Origin of the sequence: Coprococcus hominis (ex Arizal et al. 2022), from assembly GCF_040094675.1 — a bacterium.
Classification (GTDB): domain Bacteria; phylum Bacillota; class Clostridia; order Lachnospirales; family Lachnospiraceae; genus Coprococcus_C; species Coprococcus_C hominis.
In genome coordinates this window covers 14,343-37,173 of sequence record NZ_JBBNHG010000027.1, presented here as the reverse complement: position 1 = coordinate 37,173, position 22,831 = coordinate 14,343, and the positions used below count along the sequence as shown (strand labels likewise).

At 44.0% G+C, this 22,831-nt stretch carries 19 protein-coding genes and 3 tRNA genes; all 22 read left to right on the top strand.

Going from position 1 to position 22,831, the window contains the following annotated elements:
- Positions 1-9 precede the first annotated feature (9 nt).
- The 22 genes from gyrA (at position 10) to AAAT93_RS04795 (ending at position 22,808) form a co-directional block, all read left to right on the top strand.
- Entirely contained in the window at positions 10-2,565 is a 2,556-nt protein-coding gene (gyrA, locus tag AAAT93_RS04900) for a DNA gyrase subunit A (RefSeq protein ID WP_227573575.1), read from the top strand.
- Between the two features lie 22 nt (positions 2,566-2,587).
- Entirely contained in the window at positions 2,588-2,791 is a 204-nt protein-coding gene (locus AAAT93_RS04895) for a hypothetical protein (protein ID WP_021984093.1), read from the top strand.
- A 61-nt stretch (positions 2,792-2,852) separates the two neighbouring features.
- The gene (locus AAAT93_RS04890; protein ID WP_117780897.1) at positions 2,853-3,695 is read left to right on the top strand and encodes a fumarate hydratase; all 843 of its coding nucleotides are present in this window, start codon (positions 2,853-2,855) and stop codon (positions 3,693-3,695) included.
- A gap of 113 nt (positions 3,696-3,808) precedes the next feature.
- Positions 3,809-5,455, top strand: a complete 1,647-nt coding sequence (locus AAAT93_RS04885) for a DUF4153 domain-containing protein (protein ID WP_227573574.1) — start codon at positions 3,809-3,811, stop codon at positions 5,453-5,455.
- 33 nt (positions 5,456-5,488) lie between these two features.
- Complete coding sequence (locus tag AAAT93_RS04880; RefSeq protein WP_118374251.1) at positions 5,489-6,097, top strand: Fe-S-containing hydro-lyase; 609 nt, start codon at positions 5,489-5,491, stop codon at positions 6,095-6,097.
- A gap of 29 nt (positions 6,098-6,126) precedes the next feature.
- Complete coding sequence (locus AAAT93_RS04875; RefSeq protein ID WP_227573573.1) at positions 6,127-7,491, top strand: ATP-binding protein; 1,365 nt, start codon at positions 6,127-6,129, stop codon at positions 7,489-7,491.
- 81 nt (positions 7,492-7,572) lie between these two features.
- Positions 7,573-9,285 carry a hypothetical protein gene (locus AAAT93_RS04870; protein WP_227573572.1) on the top strand — a complete coding sequence of 571 codons (1,713 nt, stop codon included), beginning with the start codon at positions 7,573-7,575 and terminating at the stop codon, positions 9,283-9,285.
- A 147-nt stretch (positions 9,286-9,432) separates the two neighbouring features.
- Positions 9,433-9,520: transfer RNA gene (locus AAAT93_RS04865), tRNA-Ser, on the top strand.
- Between the two features lie 97 nt (positions 9,521-9,617).
- Positions 9,618-9,689: transfer RNA gene (locus tag AAAT93_RS04860), tRNA-Asn, on the top strand.
- 75 nt (positions 9,690-9,764) lie between these two features.
- Positions 9,765-9,835 (top strand) — tRNA-Cys (locus AAAT93_RS04855).
- A gap of 163 nt (positions 9,836-9,998) precedes the next feature.
- The gene (locus AAAT93_RS04850) at positions 9,999-10,394 is read left to right on the top strand and encodes a hypothetical protein (RefSeq protein WP_117780893.1); all 396 of its coding nucleotides are present in this window, start codon (positions 9,999-10,001) and stop codon (positions 10,392-10,394) included.
- 46 nt (positions 10,395-10,440) lie between these two features.
- The gene (locus AAAT93_RS04845) at positions 10,441-11,292 is read left to right on the top strand and encodes a DUF5685 family protein (protein ID WP_227573571.1); all 852 of its coding nucleotides are present in this window, start codon (positions 10,441-10,443) and stop codon (positions 11,290-11,292) included.
- Between the two features lie 311 nt (positions 11,293-11,603).
- Entirely contained in the window at positions 11,604-12,248 is a 645-nt protein-coding gene (locus AAAT93_RS04840) for a DnaJ domain-containing protein (RefSeq protein WP_118545185.1), read from the top strand.
- Between the two features lie 25 nt (positions 12,249-12,273).
- A complete protein-coding gene (locus AAAT93_RS04835) occupies positions 12,274-12,939 on the top strand; it encodes a Maf family protein (protein WP_118545184.1) in 666 nt (221 codons plus the stop codon).
- A gap of 488 nt (positions 12,940-13,427) precedes the next feature.
- A complete protein-coding gene (locus AAAT93_RS04830; RefSeq protein ID WP_349095506.1) occupies positions 13,428-15,035 on the top strand; it encodes an AAA family ATPase in 1,608 nt (535 codons plus the stop codon).
- Position 15,036: 1 nt separating this feature from the next.
- Positions 15,037-16,374: an aminotransferase class I/II-fold pyridoxal phosphate-dependent enzyme gene (locus AAAT93_RS04825; RefSeq protein ID WP_227573569.1), complete on the top strand. Its 1,338-nt coding sequence runs from the start codon at positions 15,037-15,039 to the stop codon at positions 16,372-16,374.
- A gap of 37 nt (positions 16,375-16,411) precedes the next feature.
- Positions 16,412-17,140, top strand: coding sequence for a LytR/AlgR family response regulator transcription factor (locus AAAT93_RS04820; protein WP_117780887.1), 729 nt, complete (start codon positions 16,412-16,414; stop codon positions 17,138-17,140).
- Positions 17,124-18,401: a GHKL domain-containing protein gene (locus AAAT93_RS04815; RefSeq protein ID WP_227573568.1), complete on the top strand. Its 1,278-nt coding sequence runs from the start codon at positions 17,124-17,126 to the stop codon at positions 18,399-18,401. Before AAAT93_RS04820 ends, AAAT93_RS04815 begins: the two co-directional genes overlap by 17 nt.
- A 111-nt stretch (positions 18,402-18,512) precedes the next feature.
- Positions 18,513-19,097, top strand: coding sequence for an accessory gene regulator B family protein (locus tag AAAT93_RS04810; RefSeq protein WP_117780885.1), 585 nt, complete (start codon positions 18,513-18,515; stop codon positions 19,095-19,097).
- Positions 19,084-19,227, top strand: coding sequence for an AgrD family cyclic lactone autoinducer peptide (locus AAAT93_RS04805; protein ID WP_118671201.1), 144 nt, complete (start codon positions 19,084-19,086; stop codon positions 19,225-19,227). The genes AAAT93_RS04810 and AAAT93_RS04805 overlap by 14 nt, the downstream gene beginning before the upstream one ends.
- Positions 19,228-19,553: 326 nt before the next feature.
- Entirely contained in the window at positions 19,554-21,368 is a 1,815-nt protein-coding gene (gene glmS / locus AAAT93_RS04800) for a glutamine--fructose-6-phosphate transaminase (isomerizing) (protein WP_117780884.1), read from the top strand.
- Positions 21,369-21,470: 102 nt separating this feature from the next.
- Positions 21,471-22,808 carry an MATE family efflux transporter gene (locus AAAT93_RS04795; protein WP_021984059.1) on the top strand — a complete coding sequence of 446 codons (1,338 nt, stop codon included), beginning with the start codon at positions 21,471-21,473 and terminating at the stop codon, positions 22,806-22,808.
- The last annotated feature ends 23 nt before the right edge of the window (positions 22,809-22,831 follow it).

Here is a 22,831-nt window from a genome sequence, read left to right as displayed (position 1 = left end):
AGGAGAACAATGGACGATAGTACAATTTTTGATAAAATCCATGAAGTGGATTTGAAGAAAACCATGGAAGAATCGTATATCGATTATGCCATGAGCGTTATCGCTGCAAGAGCTCTTCCGGATGTGCGGGATGGTTTAAAGCCTGTACAGCGAAGAATTTTGCATTCCATGGTAGAACTGAACAACGGTCCGGATAAGCCACATCGTAAATGTGCCCGTATCGTCGGTGATACAATGGGTAAATACCATCCACATGGTGACAGTTCTATCTATGAAGCACTTGTAAAACTGGCACAGGAATGGAATACAAGATATCCACTGGTTGATGGACACGGAAACTTCGGTTCCGTCGATGGGGATGGCGCGGCTGCGATGCGATATACAGAGGCACGTCTCTCCAAGATTTCCATGGAGATGGTTGCGGATATCAACAAAGATACGGTTGATTTTGTACCAAACTTTGATGAGACAGAGAAAGAACCGGTCGTACTTCCAAGCCGTTATCCAAACCTGCTCGTAAACGGTACAACCGGTATTGCAGTAGGTATGGCGACAAATATTCCACCACACAATCTGCGTGAAGTCATAAATGCAGTTGTCAAAATCATTGACAACCGCGTGAATGAAGACCGGGAGACAAGCATCGAGGAAGTGATGGAAATCATCAAGGGACCGGATTTCCCAACGGGTGCTTCTATCCTTGGTACAGCCGGTATCAATGAAGCATATAGAACCGGTCGTGGCAAGATTAAAGTACGTGCGGTATCCGAGATCGAGCCGATGGCAAACGGAAAGCAGAGAATCGTTGTGACTGAGCTTCCATATATGGTAAATAAAGCAAAGCTGATTCAGAAGATTGCAGAGCTTGTCAAGGAGAAGAAGATTGAGGGTATCACAGCCCTCCGTGATGAGAGTTCCCGTGAGGGTATGCGTATCGTTATTGAGCTTCGAAAAGACTGCAATGCGAATATCGTGCTGAACCAGTTATACAAGCACACACAGATGCAGGATACATTTGGTGTGATTATGCTGGCGTTGGTTGATGGACAGCCTATGGTATTAAATCTCCTTCAAATGCTTGGATATTATATCAAGCATCAGGAAGAGGTTGTAACTAGAAGAACGAAGTTCGACTTGAATAAAGCGGAAGATCGTGCTCATATATTAGAGGGATTATTGATAGCCCTCGATAATATTGATGAGGTTATTCAAATCATCCGTAGTTCCAAATCCGTTGCCGATGCAAAGCTTGCATTGATCGAGCGCTTCGGTTTGTCCGATGCACAGGCACAGGCTATCGTAGATATGCGTCTGCGTGCTCTGACCGGTTTGGAAAGAGAGAAGCTTGAGAAAGAATACAGAGAATTGATGGAACTCATCAAAGAGTTGAAGGCAATTCTCGCAGATGAGAAGCTGCTCCTTGGTGTAATCAAGGAGGAAATCCTGATCATCGCAACAAAATATGGCGATGACAGAAGAACTTCTATCGGCATTGATATGGATGATGATATCACAGTTGAAGATCTGATTCCGAAGGAAAATGTTGTAATCGCTATGACAAAGCTTGGCTATGTAAAGCGTATGACAATCAATAACTTCAAGAGTCAGAACCGTGGTGGTAAGGGCATCAAGGGCATGCAGACAATCGAGGATGATTTCATCGAGAATCTGTTCATGACAACGACGCATCATTACATCATGTTCTTCACGAATCAGGGACGTGTATATCGTCTGAAGACGTATGAGATTCCGGAATCCGGACGTACTGCAAGAGGAACGGCAATCGTAAACCTCTTACAGCTCCAGCCGGATGAAGTGATCACAGCAGTCATTCCAATTCGTGAGTACCATGAGGGAAGATACCTGATCATGGCTACAAAGAATGGTATGATCAAGAAGACAAAGATTACCGAGTATGCAAATGTTCGTAAGTCCGGACTTGCAGCAATCACCCTGAAAGAGGGCGATGAGCTGATCGAAGTAAAGGCAACGAACAATACGAAGGATATCATCCTGATTACAAAGCAGGGTATGTGTATCCGCTTCAATGAGAAGGAGGTTCGTTCAACCGGACGTACATCGATGGGTGTCATCGGTATGAGTGTTGCCGGTGATGATGAGGTTATCGGCATGCAGCTTGATACACAGGGCGAAGCACTTCTGATCGTATCCGAGAATGGTCTTGGTAAGCGTACTCTTGTCGAAGAATTTACACCACAGCACCGTGGCGGTAAGGGTGTGAAGTGTTACAAGATCACAGACAAGTCCGGAACCGTTGTAGGATTTAAGGCGGTCAATGATGATAACGAGATCATGCTGATTACCAACCAGGGTATTGTAATAAGACTCCTGTGTAAGGATATCTCTATATTAGGCAGAATTACAACCGGTGTGAAGCTCATCAACATGGATCTGGAAAGCGATATTACCGTTGCAAGTATTGCAAAGGTTCGTCAGAAATCTGCAGATGAATCCGAGTCTTTAGAGATGATGGAACGCGAGATGAACGAGGCAGACAATGAAGAAGGTAATGTAGAAGAGCCGGAGAGTCCGGAAGATAAGTAAATCGTGAAAAGAGGGAAAAGCGATGAACGATAGTATTAAAGAGGGCTTGGAAGGTCTTTCCAAGATGGATGGCGTATCCAATTTCTTATATGCACTTATGTATTGGGTAGGTGTCATATTTGTATTGTTATTTGTGACATACATTTTTGTTTCGATTTATGTGCGTGCACAGAATAAGAAACGTGGAATTGATACGAAAGATAAAGACGACTATTTGGATGATTAAGAAAAGGGCTGCTATATGAGAAATCATGTAGCAGCCTTAGTATGTTAAAAAGGAGTAAACCATGCGAACATTACACACAGACAAAATCATTGAAGCAGTGAAAGAAATGTGTATCTCGGCCAATCTGTATCTGGCAGATGATATGGATGGAAAGATACGTCAGGCGGCAAAAGAGGAAGACAGCACACTCGGCAAGCAGATCTTGAATCAGTTGATCGAGAATATGGAGATTGCAGGAGAAGATAAAACACCAATCTGTCAGGATACAGGAATGGCAGTGTTCTTCGTGAATGTTGGACAGAATCTGCACATTGAAGGAATGAATCTCACAGATGCCATCAACGAAGGTGTGAGAAGAGGATATACGGAAGGATATCTGCGAAAATCTGTCGTGAAAGATCCGTTGCAGCGTGAGAATACAGGAGATAATACACCGGCAATCATTCACTACGATATCGTGCCGGGTGATAAGCTGGAAATCACGATTGCACCGAAGGGCTTTGGAAGTGAGAATATGAGCAAGGTGTATATGCTGAAGCCGGCAGATGGAGAAGAAGGAATCCGTCAGTCCGTACTTGCAGCAGTCAAGGATGCCGGACCAAATGCCTGTCCGCCGATGGTAGTCGGTGTCGGACTTGGCGGTGATTTTGAGCTTGCGGCAAAGCTTGCGAAGAAAGCACTCACAAGACCAGCAGGATCACATTCGGAGAAGGCACATATTGCGAAGCTCGAAGACGAGATATTGGAGCTTGTGAATAAGACGGGAATCGGACCGGGTGGACTTGGAGGAAAGACAACGGCGCTCGCCGTCAATATTGAAACCTACGCAACGCATATCGCAGGTATGCCGCTTGCAGTCAATATGTGCTGTCATGTCAATCGTCACAAGACAGTTGTGTTGTAGAAATATAAATAATATGGAAGAAATGATAGAGTAAGATGTACAGGAGATTGGATGGATGCATGTGTAGGTTATAAACGAGAATCATGCGTGCCCGAAAGAAAGGAGATATGTACTTGGGAAAGGTTTCAAATTATATCAACCAGAATATGGCGAAATTCAAGCAGATTTACATACGTTATGCTGCGAGTATTTTCTGCGCGTTTATCATAGCGGTTGTGAGTATCATAGCAAATCAGAAAAAAGGGTTTGACATAGAATCTATCGTGACTGTGTGTTCTATCTGGCTTGCCGGGAATTTTCTGGTTGAGAGTCTGTGGAAGAAAACAGCAGAAGAAGCACAGAAAAACAAACAGAAATGGCTGATCGGATATGGCGTAACGTTTGTGATTGCAATCGTATTTGAGAATTTGTCAGAGATTCTTAAAGCACAGAAAGCGGATATACCGAATCTGATATTTGAAAGTATCTTGTATTTTTACATTGCATGCACGGTGCTTCTTGCAATCTATGTATTGCTCCGGCAGCAGAAACTGGATCTGCCACATTGTATCGGACGGATTATATTCGCATTGCTCCGGGCAGTTGGTGTCTATCTGGTGTTAAATATTGCGGTTATCCTGATTCTTGAAATTATAGATGCATTGCTTGTGGATATAGATACGTTCAGAGTGGAGTTGAATATCCAGTTATTGCTGAGTGCACTTGCGTATTTTCCAACCTGCCTGCTTGCTGTCTCGGACACAAGCGAAGATAACGCGGCATTTACGAAGAAATTTGTATCGTATGTGCTACTTCCATGCGTGTGGATTGCGATGTTCGTAATCTATCTCTATGTGGTAAAAATCTTCGTGACGCAGGAGGTTCCGAGCAACGAAATCTTCAGTATCTGTGCAAGTCTTTTTGCAATTGGTATGCCAATCTGGATGATGGCATCCGGGTTCGTGGAGGAGAAGTCTTCACGTTATAAGAAACTGATCCATATTACGAAATATATCTATGCACCGTTTATCCTGCTTGAAATCTATTCTATGTCAGTGCGTGTCAAAGCATATGGACTGACGGAGCAGCGATATGTGGCAATCATGTTTATACTGCTTCAGATCATCTATATTCTGTGGAACCGGCATTATGAAAATCTGATCCTTGTATTCGTGGGATGTTTATTAATAGGACTTCTGCTTCCATTTGGAAATGCATCTTACCTGTCTTATCAGTCACAGAAAAACAGGTTTGTAAAGAATCAAACTTCGGATAAGGAAGTGGCTGCGGAAGCGTATGATTATTTGCGTGGAAATGCGTATGGCAGACGATACATAAAGACCAATCTCACGGAAGCGGAGCAGGATGAATTACATAGTATGATGTATGGTGGAGATACGCATGACAGTGAACAATGGGAATCTGTATATTTTTATGCAGATCCAATTGAAGAGAAAGGAATCATCATTGATGGATATGCAAAAATCTATACGATGACTGCACATTGGAACGAGGAAAGCACAATCGAAAACTATGAGAATAAAACGATTACAGTCGGAGACAGCGAATATAAGAATGTAGATTTTACTTCCTGTATTTCATATTATAAGAATCTGGAGGATAAAAGAGAAAATCAGAAGATAAACGAAAAAGACATAGTCTATGAAATACAAGTCAGTGATACGGAAAAGCTGATTATAACGTATATCAGCTTCGAAATAGACGAAAAGCAAGATAAGATAAACAGGATGTTTATGAAGGGATATATGTTGACAAAGTAAGTACAATAAAAAATAGTAGTGGAGGACTAGAACATGGAACGACATATTGCAGTACCATTTAGCGAAGAGGAATTAAAGGAGCTTCATGCAGGAGATTATATCTATCTGACCGGCACGATTTACAGTGCCAGAGATGCTGCACACAAGCGGATGTATGATGCTATCTGCGTGGAGCAGGAGAAACATCCGGAAGTAGAGTATAGCGGAGCAAAGCTGTATGAGGATCAGATTCTGCCACTGGATATTACAGGAAATACAATCTATTATCTCGGACCGACACCGGCGAAGCCGGGACAGGTCATCGGTTCTGCCGGACCTACAACAAGCAGCCGTATGGATAAATATACACCGCTTCTGCTTTCAAAAGGGTTGAAGGGCATGATTGGAAAAGGCAAGCGCAGTCAGGCAGTCATTGATGCAATCGTGAAGGAAAAAGCCGTATATATGGCAGCCGTCGGCGGAGCGGGTGCACTTTTATCCAAATGTATCAAGGAGTCCGAGGTAATCGCTTATGATGACCTTGGAACCGAGGCAATCCGTAAGATGCGCGTGGAGAATCTTCCGGTAATCGTCGTGATCGACAGCGAGGGACACAATCTGTATGAGACGGCGGTTGCAGATTATCTGAAGGAGCATAATTAAAAATATGAATATGAAAGTTGGGGTAGTAGATGAAAGAAAAAGAACATCAGTCGGTAGAATGGAAACAGGCATGGCGTGATGAATATTTGAAGTGGATTTGCGGATATGCAAATGCATATGGTGGAACAATATATATCGGAACGGATGATGATGGTAATGTTATTGGAATTGATAATGCGAAAGAATTGTTAGAACTGATTCCAAGCAAAATTACAGATACAATGGGAATTATTGCGGATGTAAATTTATTGTATAAAGATGGCTTAGAATATTTGGAAATAATTGTTGATAAATATCCCTCATTAATCAGTTTTCGAGGAAAATATTATTATCGTTCTGGTAGTACTATGCGTGAGATTACTGGAAAGGAATTAGAAAGGACATTGTTAAAAACACAAGGAAGAACGTGGGATGGAGTACCATTGCCTAAACTTTCGGTAACAGATTTGAAACAGGATGCAATACAGTTATTTAAGGAAAAGTCGGTTAGACGTGGCAGATTGACTCAGGAAGATGTAAATGTGTCTGATGAAGTGCTTATGGATAATTTGCATCTGATAGATGAAAATGGATATTTAATAAGGGCAGCTATGTTAGCATTTTATAATGATCCAGAAAAATGGGTTACAGGAGCCTATGTTAAAATTGGTTTCTTTGGAAAATCGGATTCCGATTTGAAATATCAGGATGAAGTGCATGGTCCATTGCTTGAGCAAGTGGATAAAACCATAGATTTAGTGTACACGAAATATATGAAAGCACGTATTGCTTATGAAGGTATTCAGAGGATTGAACAGTTTATGTTTCATAAAGATGCATTTCGAGAGATTCTTTTAAATGCAATTGTTCATAAAGACTATAGCAGTTGTAATCCTATTCAAATTAGTGTTTATGAGGATAAGATATATGTTTGGAATGATGGTGAAATGCCTCCTAATTTGGATACAACGGACAAGTTGTTTATGAAGCATTCTTCCAAACCATATAATCCGAATTTAGCAAATGTATTTTTTAAAAGCGGAATGATTGAGGCTTGGGGAAGAGGCTTTGAAAAGATTAAAGAAGGTTGTGCACTTTATGATGGATCATTGCCGGAATATGATATTAATGAGTCTGGAATTATGGTGTTGTGTCAGGCTTGTGATAGGTATTTGAAACTATTGGATAATTACGATTATCTTGGTCATAATGACCAAGATAGTGACCAAGATATGAAAAACAAAATTATTGAATTTTGCAGAATACCAAAATCAGCAAGTGAAATTCTGAAAGAATTTAATCTGGAACGATCTTATTTTAGAAGGCACTATCTGGATAGAATGCTTAAAATAGGAGAGTTAAAAAGGACAGAACCAGATAAACCTAAAAGTAAAAATCAGAAATATTATTCATAGACTTGGTCAGGAAGATGGTCATTTGACCATCTTTCTGACTAACAGTATGTAACAAATATAATGAAAAAGGCAGGTGTTAATATGGCAAAAAACAAGGTTAAAGTCGAATATGATGTAGATATGGAAAAGGAGCGCAGGAAGAAACAGCAGAAAAACGGAAAACCAGGATTTGCTATCCGCAGATCAAACATTCTTCTGTATGGGTTGCTGCTCGTTGTGGAAGTGTTGTTTTATTATTTTCTGACACCGGCAATCAATGTACATACCTCTGGATTCTGGACATGGGTGATACTTACGCTTGCGGCAATCGGATTCTGCTCCTTTGATTTCAAGGGAACACGCATTACTAAAAAAGGCAATATCAAAGAAGCCGTTGGTTCGACAAAGGTGGTAATGGTTTCATTTACAGCAATTCTTGTGTTGATTGTAGGATTGATTATAGGCGGGTTGGCATCTTCCAAATTGTTCCGTGCATCGAAATATGCAGGAATCATCAAGGTTGAAGATGGTGATTTTGCAACGGATGTACCGGAAAGTGAGAATATCAATAACATAGCACTGATGGATACGGACAGTGCGAGAATCATCGGTGATCGTTCGATTGGTTCCCTGTCTGACGTTGTCAGCCAGTATCAGGTGAGCGAGACATACAGCACGATTGATTATAATGGTGTGCCGATGAAGGTGGCTCCGCTTGAATATGCGGGATTTATCAAATATCTGAATAATAAAGATGCCGGAATTCCGGGATACGTGCTTGTTGATCCGGTCAAAAATGAGGCAGATTATGTGAAGCTTGAAAAGCCGATTCAGTATTCTTCCTCTGCGTATTTTGGCAAGAATCTGCAGCGGCATGTACAGCTTTCATATCCGACTTATGATTTCAACGGATATTATTTTGAACTCGATAACGAAGGAAATCCATATTATATCTGTCCGGTATTAAAGCCGAATGCAGGGTTATTTGGAGCGAAGGACGTAAAGGGAATCGTGCTCTGTGATCCATGCAGCGGTGATTGTGAATATATGGATCTGGGTGATATTCCAAACTGGGTAGATCGCGTGTATGATGGTGATCTCTTATGTGACCGGTATAACTGGTATGGTATGCTGTCAGGTGGATTCATTAACAGCAAGATTGGAAACAAAGGCTGCAAGGTGACGACCGATGATTATGGTTACAAGGTGATGGATGGCGATGTGTGGGTATACACAGGTGTGACATCCGTCAATGGCGACCAGTCGAACATCGGATTTGTGTTGATGAATTCAAGAACTGCAGAGAGTAAATATTTTGCAATTGCAGGTGCGGAAGAACATTCCGCGATGTCCTCTGCGGAAGGACAGGTACAAAACCTCGGGTACACGTCATCATTCCCATCTCTGATCAACATCGGGAATGTACCAACCTATATCATGGTACTCAAAGATAATGCAGGACTTGTGAAGATGTATGCACTTGTCAATGTGGAAAAATACAGCATCGTGGCAACTGGCGCGACACAGAAGGAAGCACTTGCAAGTTACCGAAAGCTGCTTGCCGAAAACAGCATTGCAACAAGTGGAAATGATGTCAGCGAAGATACGTTGAGTAAGAAGATTACAGTCACACAGATCCGGTACATCACGGTAGAGAATGAGACATATGTGTATATCACAGCGAAAGATCGTTCTGTCTACAAACAGAATTTTGCCGAAAATGAAAGCCTGATCAAGATTGAGGAAGGTGATGTAATCACAGTTCATTATATGGAAAGTGACGATGGCGTGAATACGCTTCTTTCGTATGAATAATTTATTGGAATAAAATAATAAAAAATAGGATTATACTAAGGGTATATAATTACCTCTTGACATTTAGTACAATATTTGTTATTCTAATTTAGCGTGTTGACGCGGAACTAAATAACACCGATTGGTAAAATGTGTTTTTTAGGCATTGGAGATGTACTCAAGTGGCTGAAGAGGCGCCCCTGCTAAGGGTGTAGGTCGTTCGCGCGGCGCGAGGGTTCAAATCCCTCCATCTCCGTTTGTAGATTACGGATAAAATATTGAAAATAAGTCTTGACTTGATTGGAAATATTTCATATAATCTACTTTGCGTTTAGTTAAATGCAACGATATATTCCTCGATAGCTCAATGGTAGAGCACTCGGCTGTTAACCGAGTTGTTGTAGGTTCGAGCCCTACTCGGGGAGTTTGATATTGTAAGTAGCAAAGCTACTTACTAATCATAAGAGATCTCCCGCAAGCGGGTTCTTCTTATGATATATGGCGTGATAGCCAAGTGGTAAGGCAGAGGTCTGCAACACCTTCACCGCCGGTTCAAATCCGGCTCGCGCCTCTCTTAAATCCTTGATACAAGATGTATCAGGGATTTTTTTATTTTGTGAAATCTCTGTGAAAGCCATTGACGGAGCCTGCCCGCGTGTTAAAATACTTGACAATTCGAAAAATTGAAGAAGAATAATGAATATCAGGATTGGATATAGTTATGGAGGATGTTTATGAGACAGAAATTGATGGATTTTATGCGCGGTAGAAATGGAACGGATCAGCTTTCCATGTGTATGATGTGGGCAGCGTGTATCTTGGTTTTTATCGATATGTTTGTAAGAAGCAATATACTCAGCACGATTGCATTTGTGACCTTTGCATTTGCATATTTCCGTGTGTTCTCCAGAAATATTGGCAAGCGTCGGGATGAAAATACATGGTTCCTAAATAAGACGTATAAACTACGCATGTGGGGACGGAAAGAGAGAAACCACATGACGATGCGTAAGACGCATCACATCTACCGTTGCCCGGAGTGTAAGCAGAAAATTCGTATCCCAAAGGGAAAAGGAAAGATCGAGATACGTTGTCCGAAGTGTAGCGCACGGTTTATAAAGAACAGCTAATGTATAAAATAGAAATAAGAAAGCCGTTTAACTCGGAGGTGGAACGATGTTTGGATATGTGACGGTGAACAAGCCGGAAATGAAAGTCAAAGATTATGAGCGGTATCGCATGTATTATTGCGGCGTCTGCCATGCACTCCGAAATACGGACGGTGCGATGGGACAGATGTCACTTACGTATGATTCGACGTTTGCCGCGGTGCTTCTGACCGCTTTATATGAACCGGATACGAAGATGAAGGAAGCAACGTGCATGGTGCATCCGGTTGGGAAGAAAAAATATCTGGAGAATGAGGTCATACAGTATATCGCGGATATGAATCTTATTCTGACCTATTACAAATGCCTTGATGACTGGGAGGATGACCGCAAATTTACCAGACTTTGTTACAGCAGTTTTATACGGAAGCGTGTGCGCAAGATCGGTCAGGTCTATCCGGAGAAGCTGGCGAAGATCCGGGAATCTCTGCGGACATTATCTGCCTGTGAGAGAAAGAATGTGACGAACCTGGATTTGCTTGCCGGAACCTTTGGTGATATCATGGCAGAGATCCTTGCATATAAGTCGACACGCGGGATTGACTGGTCGGAGGAACTGCGGAGACTCGGTTACCAGCTTGGCAAATTCATTTATATTCTCGACGCATATGATGATGTGCAGGAGGATATCGAGAAGAACCGGTTCAATCCCTTGAAGGAGTTATACCATAAATTATCGAAAGAGCAGTTCGACTGTTACGTGAAGGAAATCCTTATGATGATCGCCACCGATATGGCGAAAATCTATGAATGCCTGCCAATCGTCGAAGAGACAGCCATCCTCCGCAACATTATCTATTCCGGGATCTGGGTAAGGTTTATGACGAAACAAAATGACACAGAAAACGGTAAACAATAATTGCGAAACAAGTTTCAATGGTAAATCGTATATTTCCATATTTATTCATGAATATATACGATATGTTTGAGACTTAGAAGTTCTTAATATTCTGCAAGAACACCAGCCATGTTTGAACACGATGTTCAAACAAGTCGCCAGTGAGCCAGGGACGGCGAATTGGCGACGGTGGCGTAAAATATGAGCACGTAAATCAGAATATTTAGAACTTCTTAGTTTCAATACATTGTATATAGAATGAATAGATATGGAAATATACGTTTACTATGAATTGGTTGTTTCGTAATTATGGGAGAAAGAAAGGAATTAGCATGAAAGATCCTTATGAAGTTCTGGGGCTTCCACATGGTGCCTCGGAAGAAGAAGTGAAAAAAGCATATCGAAATCTGAGCCGGAAATACCACCCGGATGCAAATATCAACAACCCAAACGCAGCGCAGGCAGAAGAAAAATTCAAGGAAGTGCAGGCGGCATATAAGAGCATCATGGACGGAAATACAGGTTCCTCGTATGGTAGCAACAGCTATGGCGGGTTCGATGGATTCGGCGGATTTGGAGCGGATGCATTCCGTCGTGCCAGAAATGAAGGTGGTGGCATGAGTCAGGATGAGTCCCATCTGGCCGCGGCACAGAATTTTATTATGAACCGGATGTTTACAGAGGCACTTCGCACGCTGGAGGATATAGACGACCGGACGGGCAGATGGTATTATCTGAGTGCGGCTGCGAACTTAGGTGCTGGCAATCAGGCAACAGCGATGGAACATATCGATCGTGCAATCGCGATGGAGCCGAACAACATGGAATACAAACAGATGAAGCAGCGTATGCAGGGTGGCAGCAACTGGTATGTGCAGCGTGGCATGGGATATGGAATGCCGGATGTGCGTTCCGATAACTGGTGCATGGATATGTGCCTGTTAAATTTGCTCTGTAATTGCTGCACGCCTTGTTGATAATGAAATTTAAAGGGGAGAACCAATGGAGAAAATCATTTTAGCATCACAGTCTCCACGCAGACAGGAGATTCTGTCGCTGGGTGGATATGAATATGAAGTGTGCGTATCTTCGGCAGAGGAACAGATTCCACCAGAAGAATTGGAGAATCTGACACCGCAGGAGCTGGTTGAAAAACTGGCGCGTGTGAAAGCGGAAGATGTGTACCGCAGAAACTGCAGTAAGAATATGGAAAAATCAACGACAGATAATCAGGCAGCAGATTCCGTGGAAGAAATCACGGTGATCGGTGCGGATACTGTCGTTGCTGTCGATGGATGTGTGCTTGGAAAACCAAAGACAGAGGATGAGGCGAAGCAGATGCTCGCACGATTGTCCGGGCGGACGCATGATGTATTCACCGGTGTGTGTATTCTGTGGACAGATTCCGATACGCAGGAAGAGATACATGGAAATACCTTCCACTGTCATACGAAGGTGACATTTTATCCGATGACGGAGGAAGAAATTGACAACTATGTCGCTACGGGTGACTGTATGGACAAGGCAGGTGCCTATGGTATCCAGAGCGGAGCCGCGAAGTATATCCAGGGCATCGAAGGCGATTACCTGAACGTGGTTGGATTGCCGTTGTCAAAAATTTATCACGTTTTGCGTGAGAAATTAATAAATCTCACAATAAAAATGTGATTGAAACTGAATGAAAATAAACGGAAATAAAGAAATTAGACGAAAAAACTGTCATTATGACTAAAAACAGAGATAAAATTTGTCTATTTTGCCATTGAAAAAATATTTAAAAGTGCTACACTAATACATGTAGCAACAAGTTGGGTTGTTGCTTGATTTTTGCATATCAGCGTCATAGCTTCGTACAGGGGGAAGGGATACGGAGTGTGATGTTGTAATATACACGTGAGCATCAGAGCTCGAAGTTATGTGAAGGTCTTGTTACGTGTAGCAGTGGTATTTCCTTATGTGACAAAAGAGAGGGTGTTACATAAGGGAATATCATCCAAGGTGGTTACGAAAAGAGGTTGCTTGGCAGCCTCTTTTTTCTTGCAGAGAAAAGAATCTGTGCGTATAATATAGATAAGTATGGTGAAATTGACAGAGAGGGTAAGGATGTAGAAATGTGGAGTTTTCATACCGTAAAAGTGAAAGATAATAGTCGACGCATGTTTGATCTATGTATGCGTCGGGCACAGAGTATCGGGCGTGCGGATTATGTACGGACAAATGGACGGATGGATCTGGCACATACCTTCCGTACAGATATGCTGCATTTCCTGATATATCTCGCATATTCGGATGGTTCCGTCAACAAAGAAGAAATCAAATATATCAATCTGTTATTCGGAACACAGTTTGATGAGAAGATGATCCGTGATTATGCAGACCGTTGGGGACTTCGGAGTGAGAGCATCCGGGATCATGCGCCACGGTCGTTAAATTCGTTTGTGCGCTCAAATATCGGAGCAGAAACCGGGGAGATATCAGACGGTTATTATGATCTGTTACAGTTGTATGTTACAACCTTTAATTATATTGGAAATGATCTGATTGCATGCAACGAGGAGGTTGCGTCATCAGAGGTTCAGGCATTGTCCTCGTATATTGAATTGATCACAGAGGAAATCAATCGTGTACGTGGGGATATGGAGGATTACAAGCCGACGATCGCATTTAAGCCCGGAAGCAAGGTTAAGCAGGAGGATAAGCCGGATTATTCGTATTGGTCCGATACGCTTGAGATGCGGCGGACGAAGATCTCTACACCGGAGCGTAAGGAGGAAGATTCGCCGGCAGTAAGTGATACAGACAGCCGGAGAGATATGGACACACCGGAGTATGTACGGGCAGCAGATACAGAAGAAACTGGAAAGCCATTCCGTATGCGGGTGGAACAACCGGATGCACAGACGCTGCCGGATCAGAAAGAGCGTAAAAAAGAATTTAATACGGAGATGGATATACAGGCATTACTTAAGCAGTTGAACGAGCTGACCGGCATGCAGAGCGTGAAGACGGAGATCAACAATATGATCAATCTGTTGAAGATCTGTAAGATCCGTCAGGAGAATGGATTGCAGACGCCGCCGGTTACAAATCACATGGTGTTCCTTGGCAATCCCGGAACTGGTAAGACGACCGTGGCAAGAATCCTTGCGAAGATCTATCATGGGCTGGGCGTGCTTTCCAAAGGACATCTGGTGGAGGTAGACCGGTCTGGTCTGGTCGCTGGATATATGGGACAGACGAGTGAGAAGGTTACGGAAGTAATCGAGAAAGCCAAGGGTGGCATCTTATTTATTGATGAGGCGTATGCCCTTGCAAATGGACAGCAGGGTGATTTCGGACAGGAGGCAATCGACATCCTGAATAAAGCGATGGAAGATAACCGGGAAGATCTGATCGTCATTGCGGCAGGATATCATGATGAGATGCAGGATTTCTTGGATGCAAATCCGGGACTTCGTTCCCGTTTCAACCGGACGATTGAATTTCCGAATTATGATGCGGCAGAGTTGTTGGAGATCATGACCAACCGGGCAAAATCACTCGATTATACATTGACGGACGACGCGGTGCAGTATGTGCAGGATACATTTACTAGGATACTTGCATGTCCGCCGGAGAATTTCGGTAATGCGCGTTCGGTGCGTAATTATCTGGATCGCGTGATTCACAATCAGGCTAACCGCCTGATCGCGGAGAATAATTTTAAAGAGGAAGATCTGACGAAGCTCACGCTTGCGGATGTGCAGTCAGAGACGCTGGAATAACATGCATAAACAATGGATCAAGGATGGGCTAAGTGAATATCTGAGTGATGCGCATGCGGTGTGGCATATGCCGGGGCATAAGCGGAAAGCCTGCTATGGAAATTTTCAGGACGCATTTCTCGCATGGGATGTGACGGAGGTGCCGGGGACAGATGATCTGTATCTGCCGGAGGGATTTATCGGGGATTCACTTGCCATGCTGAAGGAAATCTACCAGACCTGTGGCACGTATTACGTGGTAAATGGTGCGACGGGAGGGATTTTTACGGCAATCGCGGCATGCACGAAGCCGGGCGATGCGATCCTGATTGCAAAAAACTGCCACAAATCGGTCTACAATGCGGCGGCGATGCTGCAGCGACAGACGATTTATGTGGAGCCGACATGGAAGAAAGAGGCAGAAGATGCCTTTGCATTTACATCATTTATTGATGGGTATGTCGATGCCGATGATGTTGAAAGGCTGTGTGAGTCTCATCCGGAGATCGCGGCGGTTGTAGTGACATCGCCGACATACGAGGGCGTCATATCCGACATTGCGCAGATTGCACGTGTGGCACATGCACATCATGTTCGGGTGATCGTGGACGAAGCACATGGGGCACATCTGCCATTTTTAAAACCGGAATATTCTGCGATCCGCATGGGTGCCGATGTCGTTGTACAGAGTCTGCACAAGACACTTCCAGCGATGACGCAGACAGCGGTGATTCATGTCTGTACAGAAGAACTGGTGAAACCGGTGGAGCAGGCATTGGAGATATTCTTAAGTTCTTCGCCGTCGTATATTTTCATGATGAATATGGAAGCGGCAATCTGCTATATGGCAGACCATGATTTTACGGAATATGAAAACAATCTGCGGGAATTCCGGGAGAATTGTGCGAAGCTTCCGCAGATCACAATGATAGAGAAAGAAGCCGTATGTGCAGCAGGTGCATATGGATATGACGAGACACGGCTTGTATATTATGCAGCTGTGCCGGGACCGGAGCTGCTTGCGATGCTTGCGGATAAAGGGGATGTCGTCTGTGAGATGGCAGGCAGAAAACATGTGGTACTGATCTCGACGGTGCGGGACGGGCAGGAAGATTTTGAACAGTTATACCGGACACTGCAGATGTGCGATGTCGCTCTGACGAAAGAAGGGGATCATGAGAAGGAGCGATGTGCCGGGCAGGAGGAATTGCAAAAACTGGCGGGAACGCTGGCAAGAGCACCAATCTATGTATATCCGCCCGGAAGTTACATCGTGAATACCGGGGAGATCATTACGGCAGAGACCGTGGAGAAGCTTTGCGCATATCAAGCAGCAGGGCTGCATATCCGGGGCATTTAGAAAACAGGGGGATGAATGATGAGACAGGAGAAACGATATGAATGTATTGATATGTGATGATGAAAGACGCGACCTGCAGATGGTCCGACTGCATGTGGAGCAGTTTGGCAAAGATCAGCAGATCGATGTGAGTATTTATACGCTGTGGAATCCAAAATCTTCGGCGGAGATAATGGCAATGGCGGAAAAACATGAGATGGATGTCGCATTTCTGGATATCGACATGCCACATATATCGGGTGATGCGATTGCCAGTGCACTGACGGAAAAGTATCCGTCAATCCAGATTATATTTTTTACGAACCGGGGCGAGATGGTTTATGATATGCTCAAATACAAACCATTCCGGTTTATTCAGAAGGCGGAACCGTGGAAGATTGATACGGCATTGATGAATCTGTCAAAACAGCGGATGACGGATGGACACGTTCTGATCGAAAAAGCAAAGAATGAAGTGATGGATGCTTCGGTGGAAGAGATTATGTACATAGAGGCAGCCAAACATCAGATCATCTATCATACGGAGGATGAAGCGATCGTCTCGAAGGGGAGCATGGCAAAGATCGTAAAAGAGCTGTGGGAATATGGCTTTATACGCGTGCATGTCGCGTATGTGGTAAACATACGGTACATCAAGCAGATTGGCAAAAAGGAACTGATTCTGAGAGATGAAACTGTATTGCCGATCAGTGGAAGCTATAAGGAAGAGACGATGAAGAATTATAAGATGTTATTGGAGAGGATCAGGTATGGAGAATCTCGTTGAAATATTTGCAAATACATTGGATGCTATATTAGGTATCGTGTTTCTGACGATGATACTTGGGAAAAAGAAGAGCATGCCGAACTGGTTGTTTGTCGTTCTGGCGTTGATCGTCCCTGTGGCAAATGTTGTGTTGCAGAAAGTATTTCCGGATAGTCCGGAGAATAATATTGTCTATATTTTACTTACCATATTCTTTGGTTTTGTATGCACGAATGGAAAAATCTCAGAGAAGATCATCTATGTCGCAATCTGGAATATCCTGCTTATGGCATGTGGACTGATCTTTGCGTCAGTTTACGGGTATGTCGTGCGCGGGACAAATGGCATGGAATGGGAGATGGATGCGATACATCGGCTGCATTACATCATGGGTTCGAAGCTGAATCTGATCCTGTGCACGCTTCTGGTCATGGTGATCCTGAAGAAAACGAAGATGAAATCCGCGATGCCGGTCATGAATGCTGTCGTGTTCGTAATCAGTATTTTGATCGGTATTATCTTAGATATTATGCTGGATTACCCGTATCTTGACAAAAAGGGAAAGATTGCGATCGGTATCGCGATGGTCGGAATTCTGGCGATCAATGTGTTTGTGTACGTGGCAACCTATCAATTAAATAAAAGCCAGAAGCTGCTGATGGAAAATCAGCTTCTCCGTATGTCGCAGGAAGAGCAGAAAGAGGGAATGGAGCGCATGATGCGTCTGCAGGAGAAGAACCGGATGCTCCGGCATGACCTGCGCCATTATTTCACGCTCTTTCAGGAAATGCTTGCGAATGGAAATGTGGAAGAAGCACAGAAATATGTGGAGGACGTCTTAAACACGAAGCTCCAGCCAGAAGGTGTCTATATGACAGGCGATGAAATCTTAGATGCTGTGCTCAATCATTGCGATGGAATCTGCCGGCAGAAACAGATCACGTTTCGGACAGAAATCAGTGCACATTTGCCGGAAGGACAGATGGAGTTTGCGATTGCACTGCTGAATCTGTTGGAAAATGCGATTGAAGCAGAGGAGCTGGAGGAAGACAAACTGATTGAGCTGCAGATCTACGAGAGTGCGGGCTTGCTGTTGGTAACTGTCCGGAACCGGATCAGTCAGTCGGTTATGGAGAACAACCCGGAGCTTCGCACGCGGAAGGCAGATGCAAGTCTGCACGGACTTGGAAGAAAGAGTGTAAAGAAGCTGATCCGGGATATGGAAGGTTCTTTCTATGAGGAAGAACGAAACGGGTTCTTCATCTCGAACATTGTCGTATAACGTCGAAAAAGTAAAAAGTATGCTCAAAAAACAACCAACTTTGCCAGACAGGTTGTAAAATGTCAAAAATCAGGTATTGTAGTAGCAGGAAATGAAGTGAGGAGGAAGTCCATGGAACGTCTTGCATATGCAATCACAGATCATCTGCTGCGAAGAGATGTGATCCAGAAAGAGGACTACGATATCTATGTATATGGATACGCAGTGTTTCTTGAACAGATGTGTCAGGTAATCGGATTTATTCTGCTTGGGATAGTCACGAAGAACCTGTTACAGACCGCTCTTTTTTTGGGAACATTTTACCTGATTCGCAGTGCATTCGGTGGGTATCATGCGGAGACGTCGCTGGTCTGCATGCTCGTCAGCTATGGTGGCTGGGGTGCGGTCATGATACTTTCACGGTACATGGAAGCATATGCGGAAGTACCACTCGTGCTTTGGATTGTGCTCGCCGCAGATCTGTGTGTATTTGCGATACTCGGTCCGGTTGCACATGCCAATAAGCCACTGACCGCAGTGCAGAAAAAGCGGAACAAACGAAACGGATTTCTCGTTTTAGGGATTGGCTCTTTGCTGGCATTTCTTTGGAGATCATGTGTGATTGTTGGCACTGTGTATATTGGAACTGTAACCTTTGTAGCAGTGTTGGCAATGATAGGAAAAAGAAAGGTAGGTACAAGGTATGAAGAAGATTGAGAAACTTGTAGCAAAGATCGGTTACAACACTGCAAAGAAGACTGTAAATAGCGCATCTGCATGGCACAGCCATCAGGTAAAGGAGCCGGCAGCCGCACGCGCAAGCCTGCTCAAGGAAGCTTCTAAGTAAGAAGCACGCAGAGAAGAAAGGGTAGATGTTCAGGTGCATCTGCCCTTTCTTTTCGTTTGCATTTTAAATATTGGTATGATAGAATAAGGCAACTGTGTGATATGGGAGGACACAGAACTCGAAAGGTAAGAACCTTAGCGCCTGGTCCTGAGGGGACGGAAAAAACTCAGGATGACGAGGAGAAACGTGATCGAAAGATTCGGCGGATGCGTTTCCGCACAAGCTGAGTGCGTATACAGAAAAAAATATGCGGGTAACTGCAAAACAAAGTTCTGTAATCAGTAATGGAATCATAGAAAATTAAAAATAGAATAGAGGTAGATATTATGTGTGGAATTATTGGTTTTACGGGGAATGAACCAGCGAAGGATATTATCATCGGCGGTCTGGAACGGTTGGAGTACCGCGGATATGACAGCGCAGGATTAGCACTATTGTCGAACGATCAGATTCAGGTGCGCAAGCGTACCGGCAAGGTAGAGGAGTTACGGAAGCTCTGCGAGGCAGAGAAAATGCCTGCTACCTGCGGAATCGGTCATACAAGATGGGCAACCCACGGCGGGGTAACGGACGTGAATGCACACCCACACCGTGTCGGAAAGGTCGTACTGATTCACAATGGTATCATCGAGAATTACCGTCAGATTGTGACAGAGTACGGACTGGCTGACCAGCTTGTATCAGAGACAGATTCTGAGGTCGTTGCGGCGCTTTTGAACAAGTTTTATGAGGGTGATCCGGTCAAGGCAATCAAGAAGACAGTGAAGGTACTTTCCGGTGCATTTGCACTTTGTATTATGTTCCAGGATATCCCGGATACAATCTACGCGATCCGGAACGTCAGCCCGATGGTTGCAACGTCCTGTGAGAGAGGTTCGGTTATCGCTTCCGATCTGACTGCGCTGATCGAGTTCTCGAAGGAGTATTTCGTAGTACCGGAGTATCACATTCTGACACTCAAAAAGGACGGTATTGATATTCAGGATCTGAAGGGAAACAAAGTAACCCCACAGATGTTGACTGTAAACTGGGATATCACAAGTGCACAGAAGGGTGGTTACCCATTCTTTATGCTCAAGGAAATCTATGAGCAGCCGGATGCAATCCGCAATACGATTGCACCACGTATCAATCAGGAACTTCCGGATTTCACAGAGGATGGAATTGACGATGCAATATTTAAGGATTGCAAGCGTATTTCTATTGTGGCATGTGGTACAGCGATGCATGCAGGTATGGTAGGAAAGCATCTGATCGAGAAGAAGCTTCGGATTCCGGTGCATGTAGATTGTGCTTCCGAGTTCCGGTATAAAGATCCGATTATCGATGAGGAGACTTTGACAATCGTGCTTTCCCAGTCGGGCGAGACGATTGATACGTTAGAGGCATTGAAGCTTGCGAAAAATCGCGGTTCCAAGGTGCTTTCTATCGTCAATGTGAAGGGAAGCACAATCGCAAGAGAAAGCGATTATGTATTATATACACATGCAGGTCCGGAGATTGCGGTTGCATCGACGAAGGCATATACGGTACAGGTCGCAGCGATGTATCTGATCGCATGCCGGATCGGATTGGTGAAGGGACTTATCACAGAGCATGATGCAAAACGCTTTATGACAAAGCTTACAAATGCATCGAATATTGTTGAGGAAACTCTGAAATGCGCGGATGATATCAAGCGAGTGGCAGATCATATCAAGTTTGCAACCGATACGTTCTATATCGGAAGAGGTTTGGACTACACGATGAGCTTAGAGGCGGCATTGAAGTTAAAGGAGATTTCTTATGTGCACGCCGAAGCATATGCGGCAGGAGAGCTCAAGCATGGAACAATCGCATTAATCTCTGAGAATGTTCCGGTTATCGCGCTGGCGACCCAGGAGGATGTCTATGCGAAGGTCATCTCGAATATCCGTGAGGTAAAGGCAAGAGGTGCGTATGTTGTGCTTGTCAGCATGGATGAGGAAGTGAATGATCCAAGTATCTGTGACCAGCATATCCGCCTTCCGAAGATGGATAGTGAGTTTACATCCTTTGCAACAGCGGTTGTATTGCAGTTAGTTGCATATTATACATCCGAGGCAAAGGGACTGGATGTGGATAAACCGAGAAATCTGGCGAAGTCTGTAACGGTAGAGTAATTAATGCTACATATATACAACCCCCATTCGTACTTCTTGTGCAGAATGGGGTGTTGTGTTTATACCAGAGAATATTTGTATTGTAAGGAATGAAGAAACAGGATGAAAGATTTGACAAAAGGCTACCCGGCAAAGGTGATAATTTTATTTGCCATCCCGATGATATTCGGCAGCATATTTCAACAATTATATAATATTGCGGACAGTAAGATTGTAAGTACATTTGTTGGCACCGAAGCGTTTGCGGCTGTCGGTGCCACAAGTGTTGTATCGAACACTTTAATCGGATTTTTGAATTCCCTGACACTTGGATTTGCGATTCCGATTGCGAACAGTTTTGGAGGAAAGGATTATAAGCGGATGCGCCGCATGGTGGCAGGTACTGTGTTGCTGACGCTGGCAGGGGCAGTTGTGCTTACCGTGTTAATCTTGCTTTTGATTCCTGCGATCCTGAAACTTCTGGCAACACCGGAAGATATTATGAGCCCGGCACTTGCGTATGTGCGAATCATTTTATATGGCATTATATTTGTGTCTGTTTATAACATGTGTGCAAATGTACTGCGCGCGGTTGGCGACAGCCGGACGCCGCTTTATTGTCTGATTATTTCCGTGTTCGTGAATATTGGACTGGATCTGCTGTTTGTGAATGGATTTCATATGGGGATTCAGGGTGCTGCCTGGGCGACAATCATCTCGCAGGCACTTTCGGCAGTGCTTTGCCTTGGTTATATCCTGCTTAAGTTCCGGGATATTATACCGGAGAAGGACGAGTGGAAACCGGTGGAAGGACAGTACAGTGAGCTTCTTACGACGGGGCTTGCAATGGGATTTATGTCGCTTGTTGTGAATTTCGGAACGATTGTGCTGCAAGGCGCAATCAATGGATTGGGAACGGCAATCGTTGCGGCGCATACAGCGGCAAGAAAAGTGTTCGATATATTTACGGTATCACTTTATTGTCTGGGAAATGCAATGACAACCTTTGTAAGTCAGAATATGGGAGCCGGGGAACCGGCACGTATTCGCAGAGGGATTCGTCATGCCGTTGTTATAGCAACGGGAATAACAACGGTACTTGTAATTATCTGCTTTGCATTTGGCAGACCGGTATTTACATGGCTTGCGTCTACCGATAATCCGACAATTGTAGATTCTGCGGTGATGTATTCCCGGATCAGTATTGTGTTTTTCTATGTGCTCGGACCGCTATTTATTCTGCGGTGCAGTCTGCAGGGGATGGGGCGGAAGGTAATACCGGTGTGCTCGAGCGTTGTTGAGATGACAATCAAGGTACTTTCTGCAACGATTCTGGTGCCGCGGCTTGCTTATTTCGGTGTGGCACTTACGGAACCGATCAGCTGGGTCTGCATGACGATTCTGCTGACGGTGGCTTATTTCGCGAAGCCGCCGGAACAGATGTTGCGAAAGTCCGCTTAAAATGGTATAATAAGCATTATATA

Excerpts from the sequence above, each read along its gene's own strand:
- AAAT93_RS04875 (WP_227573573.1), top strand. The coding sequence starts at position 6,127 with ATGAAAGAAAAAGAACATCAGTCGGTAGAATGGAAACAGGCATGGCGT.
- AAAT93_RS04805 (WP_118671201.1), top strand. The coding sequence starts at position 19,084 with ATGAAGAAGATTGAGAAACTTGTAGCAAAGATCGGTTACAACACTGCA.
- AAAT93_RS04870 (WP_227573572.1), top strand. The coding sequence starts at position 7,573 with ATGGCAAAAAACAAGGTTAAAGTCGAATATGATGTAGATATGGAAAAG.
- AAAT93_RS04795 (WP_021984059.1), top strand. The coding sequence starts at position 21,471 with ATGAAAGATTTGACAAAAGGCTACCCGGCAAAGGTGATAATTTTATTT.
- AAAT93_RS04820 (WP_117780887.1), top strand. The coding sequence starts at position 16,412 with ATGAATGTATTGATATGTGATGATGAAAGACGCGACCTGCAGATGGTC.
- AAAT93_RS04845 (WP_227573571.1), top strand. The coding sequence starts at position 10,441 with ATGTTTGGATATGTGACGGTGAACAAGCCGGAAATGAAAGTCAAAGAT.
- AAAT93_RS04895 (WP_021984093.1), top strand. The coding sequence starts at position 2,588 with ATGAACGATAGTATTAAAGAGGGCTTGGAAGGTCTTTCCAAGATGGAT.
- AAAT93_RS04815 (WP_227573568.1), top strand. The coding sequence starts at position 17,124 with ATGGAGAATCTCGTTGAAATATTTGCAAATACATTGGATGCTATATTA.
- AAAT93_RS04880 (WP_118374251.1), top strand. The coding sequence starts at position 5,489 with ATGGAACGACATATTGCAGTACCATTTAGCGAAGAGGAATTAAAGGAG.
- AAAT93_RS04830 (WP_349095506.1), top strand. The coding sequence starts at position 13,428 with ATGTTTGATCTATGTATGCGTCGGGCACAGAGTATCGGGCGTGCGGAT.
- AAAT93_RS04890 (WP_117780897.1), top strand. The coding sequence starts at position 2,853 with ATGCGAACATTACACACAGACAAAATCATTGAAGCAGTGAAAGAAATG.
- glmS (WP_117780884.1), top strand. The coding sequence starts at position 19,554 with ATGTGTGGAATTATTGGTTTTACGGGGAATGAACCAGCGAAGGATATT.
- AAAT93_RS04810 (WP_117780885.1), top strand. The coding sequence starts at position 18,513 with ATGGAACGTCTTGCATATGCAATCACAGATCATCTGCTGCGAAGAGAT.
- gyrA (WP_227573575.1), top strand. The coding sequence starts at position 10 with ATGGACGATAGTACAATTTTTGATAAAATCCATGAAGTGGATTTGAAG.
- AAAT93_RS04835 (WP_118545184.1), top strand. The coding sequence starts at position 12,274 with ATGGAGAAAATCATTTTAGCATCACAGTCTCCACGCAGACAGGAGATT.
- AAAT93_RS04825 (WP_227573569.1), top strand. The coding sequence starts at position 15,037 with ATGCATAAACAATGGATCAAGGATGGGCTAAGTGAATATCTGAGTGAT.
- AAAT93_RS04840 (WP_118545185.1), top strand. The coding sequence starts at position 11,604 with ATGAAAGATCCTTATGAAGTTCTGGGGCTTCCACATGGTGCCTCGGAA.
- AAAT93_RS04850 (WP_117780893.1), top strand. The coding sequence starts at position 9,999 with ATGAGACAGAAATTGATGGATTTTATGCGCGGTAGAAATGGAACGGAT.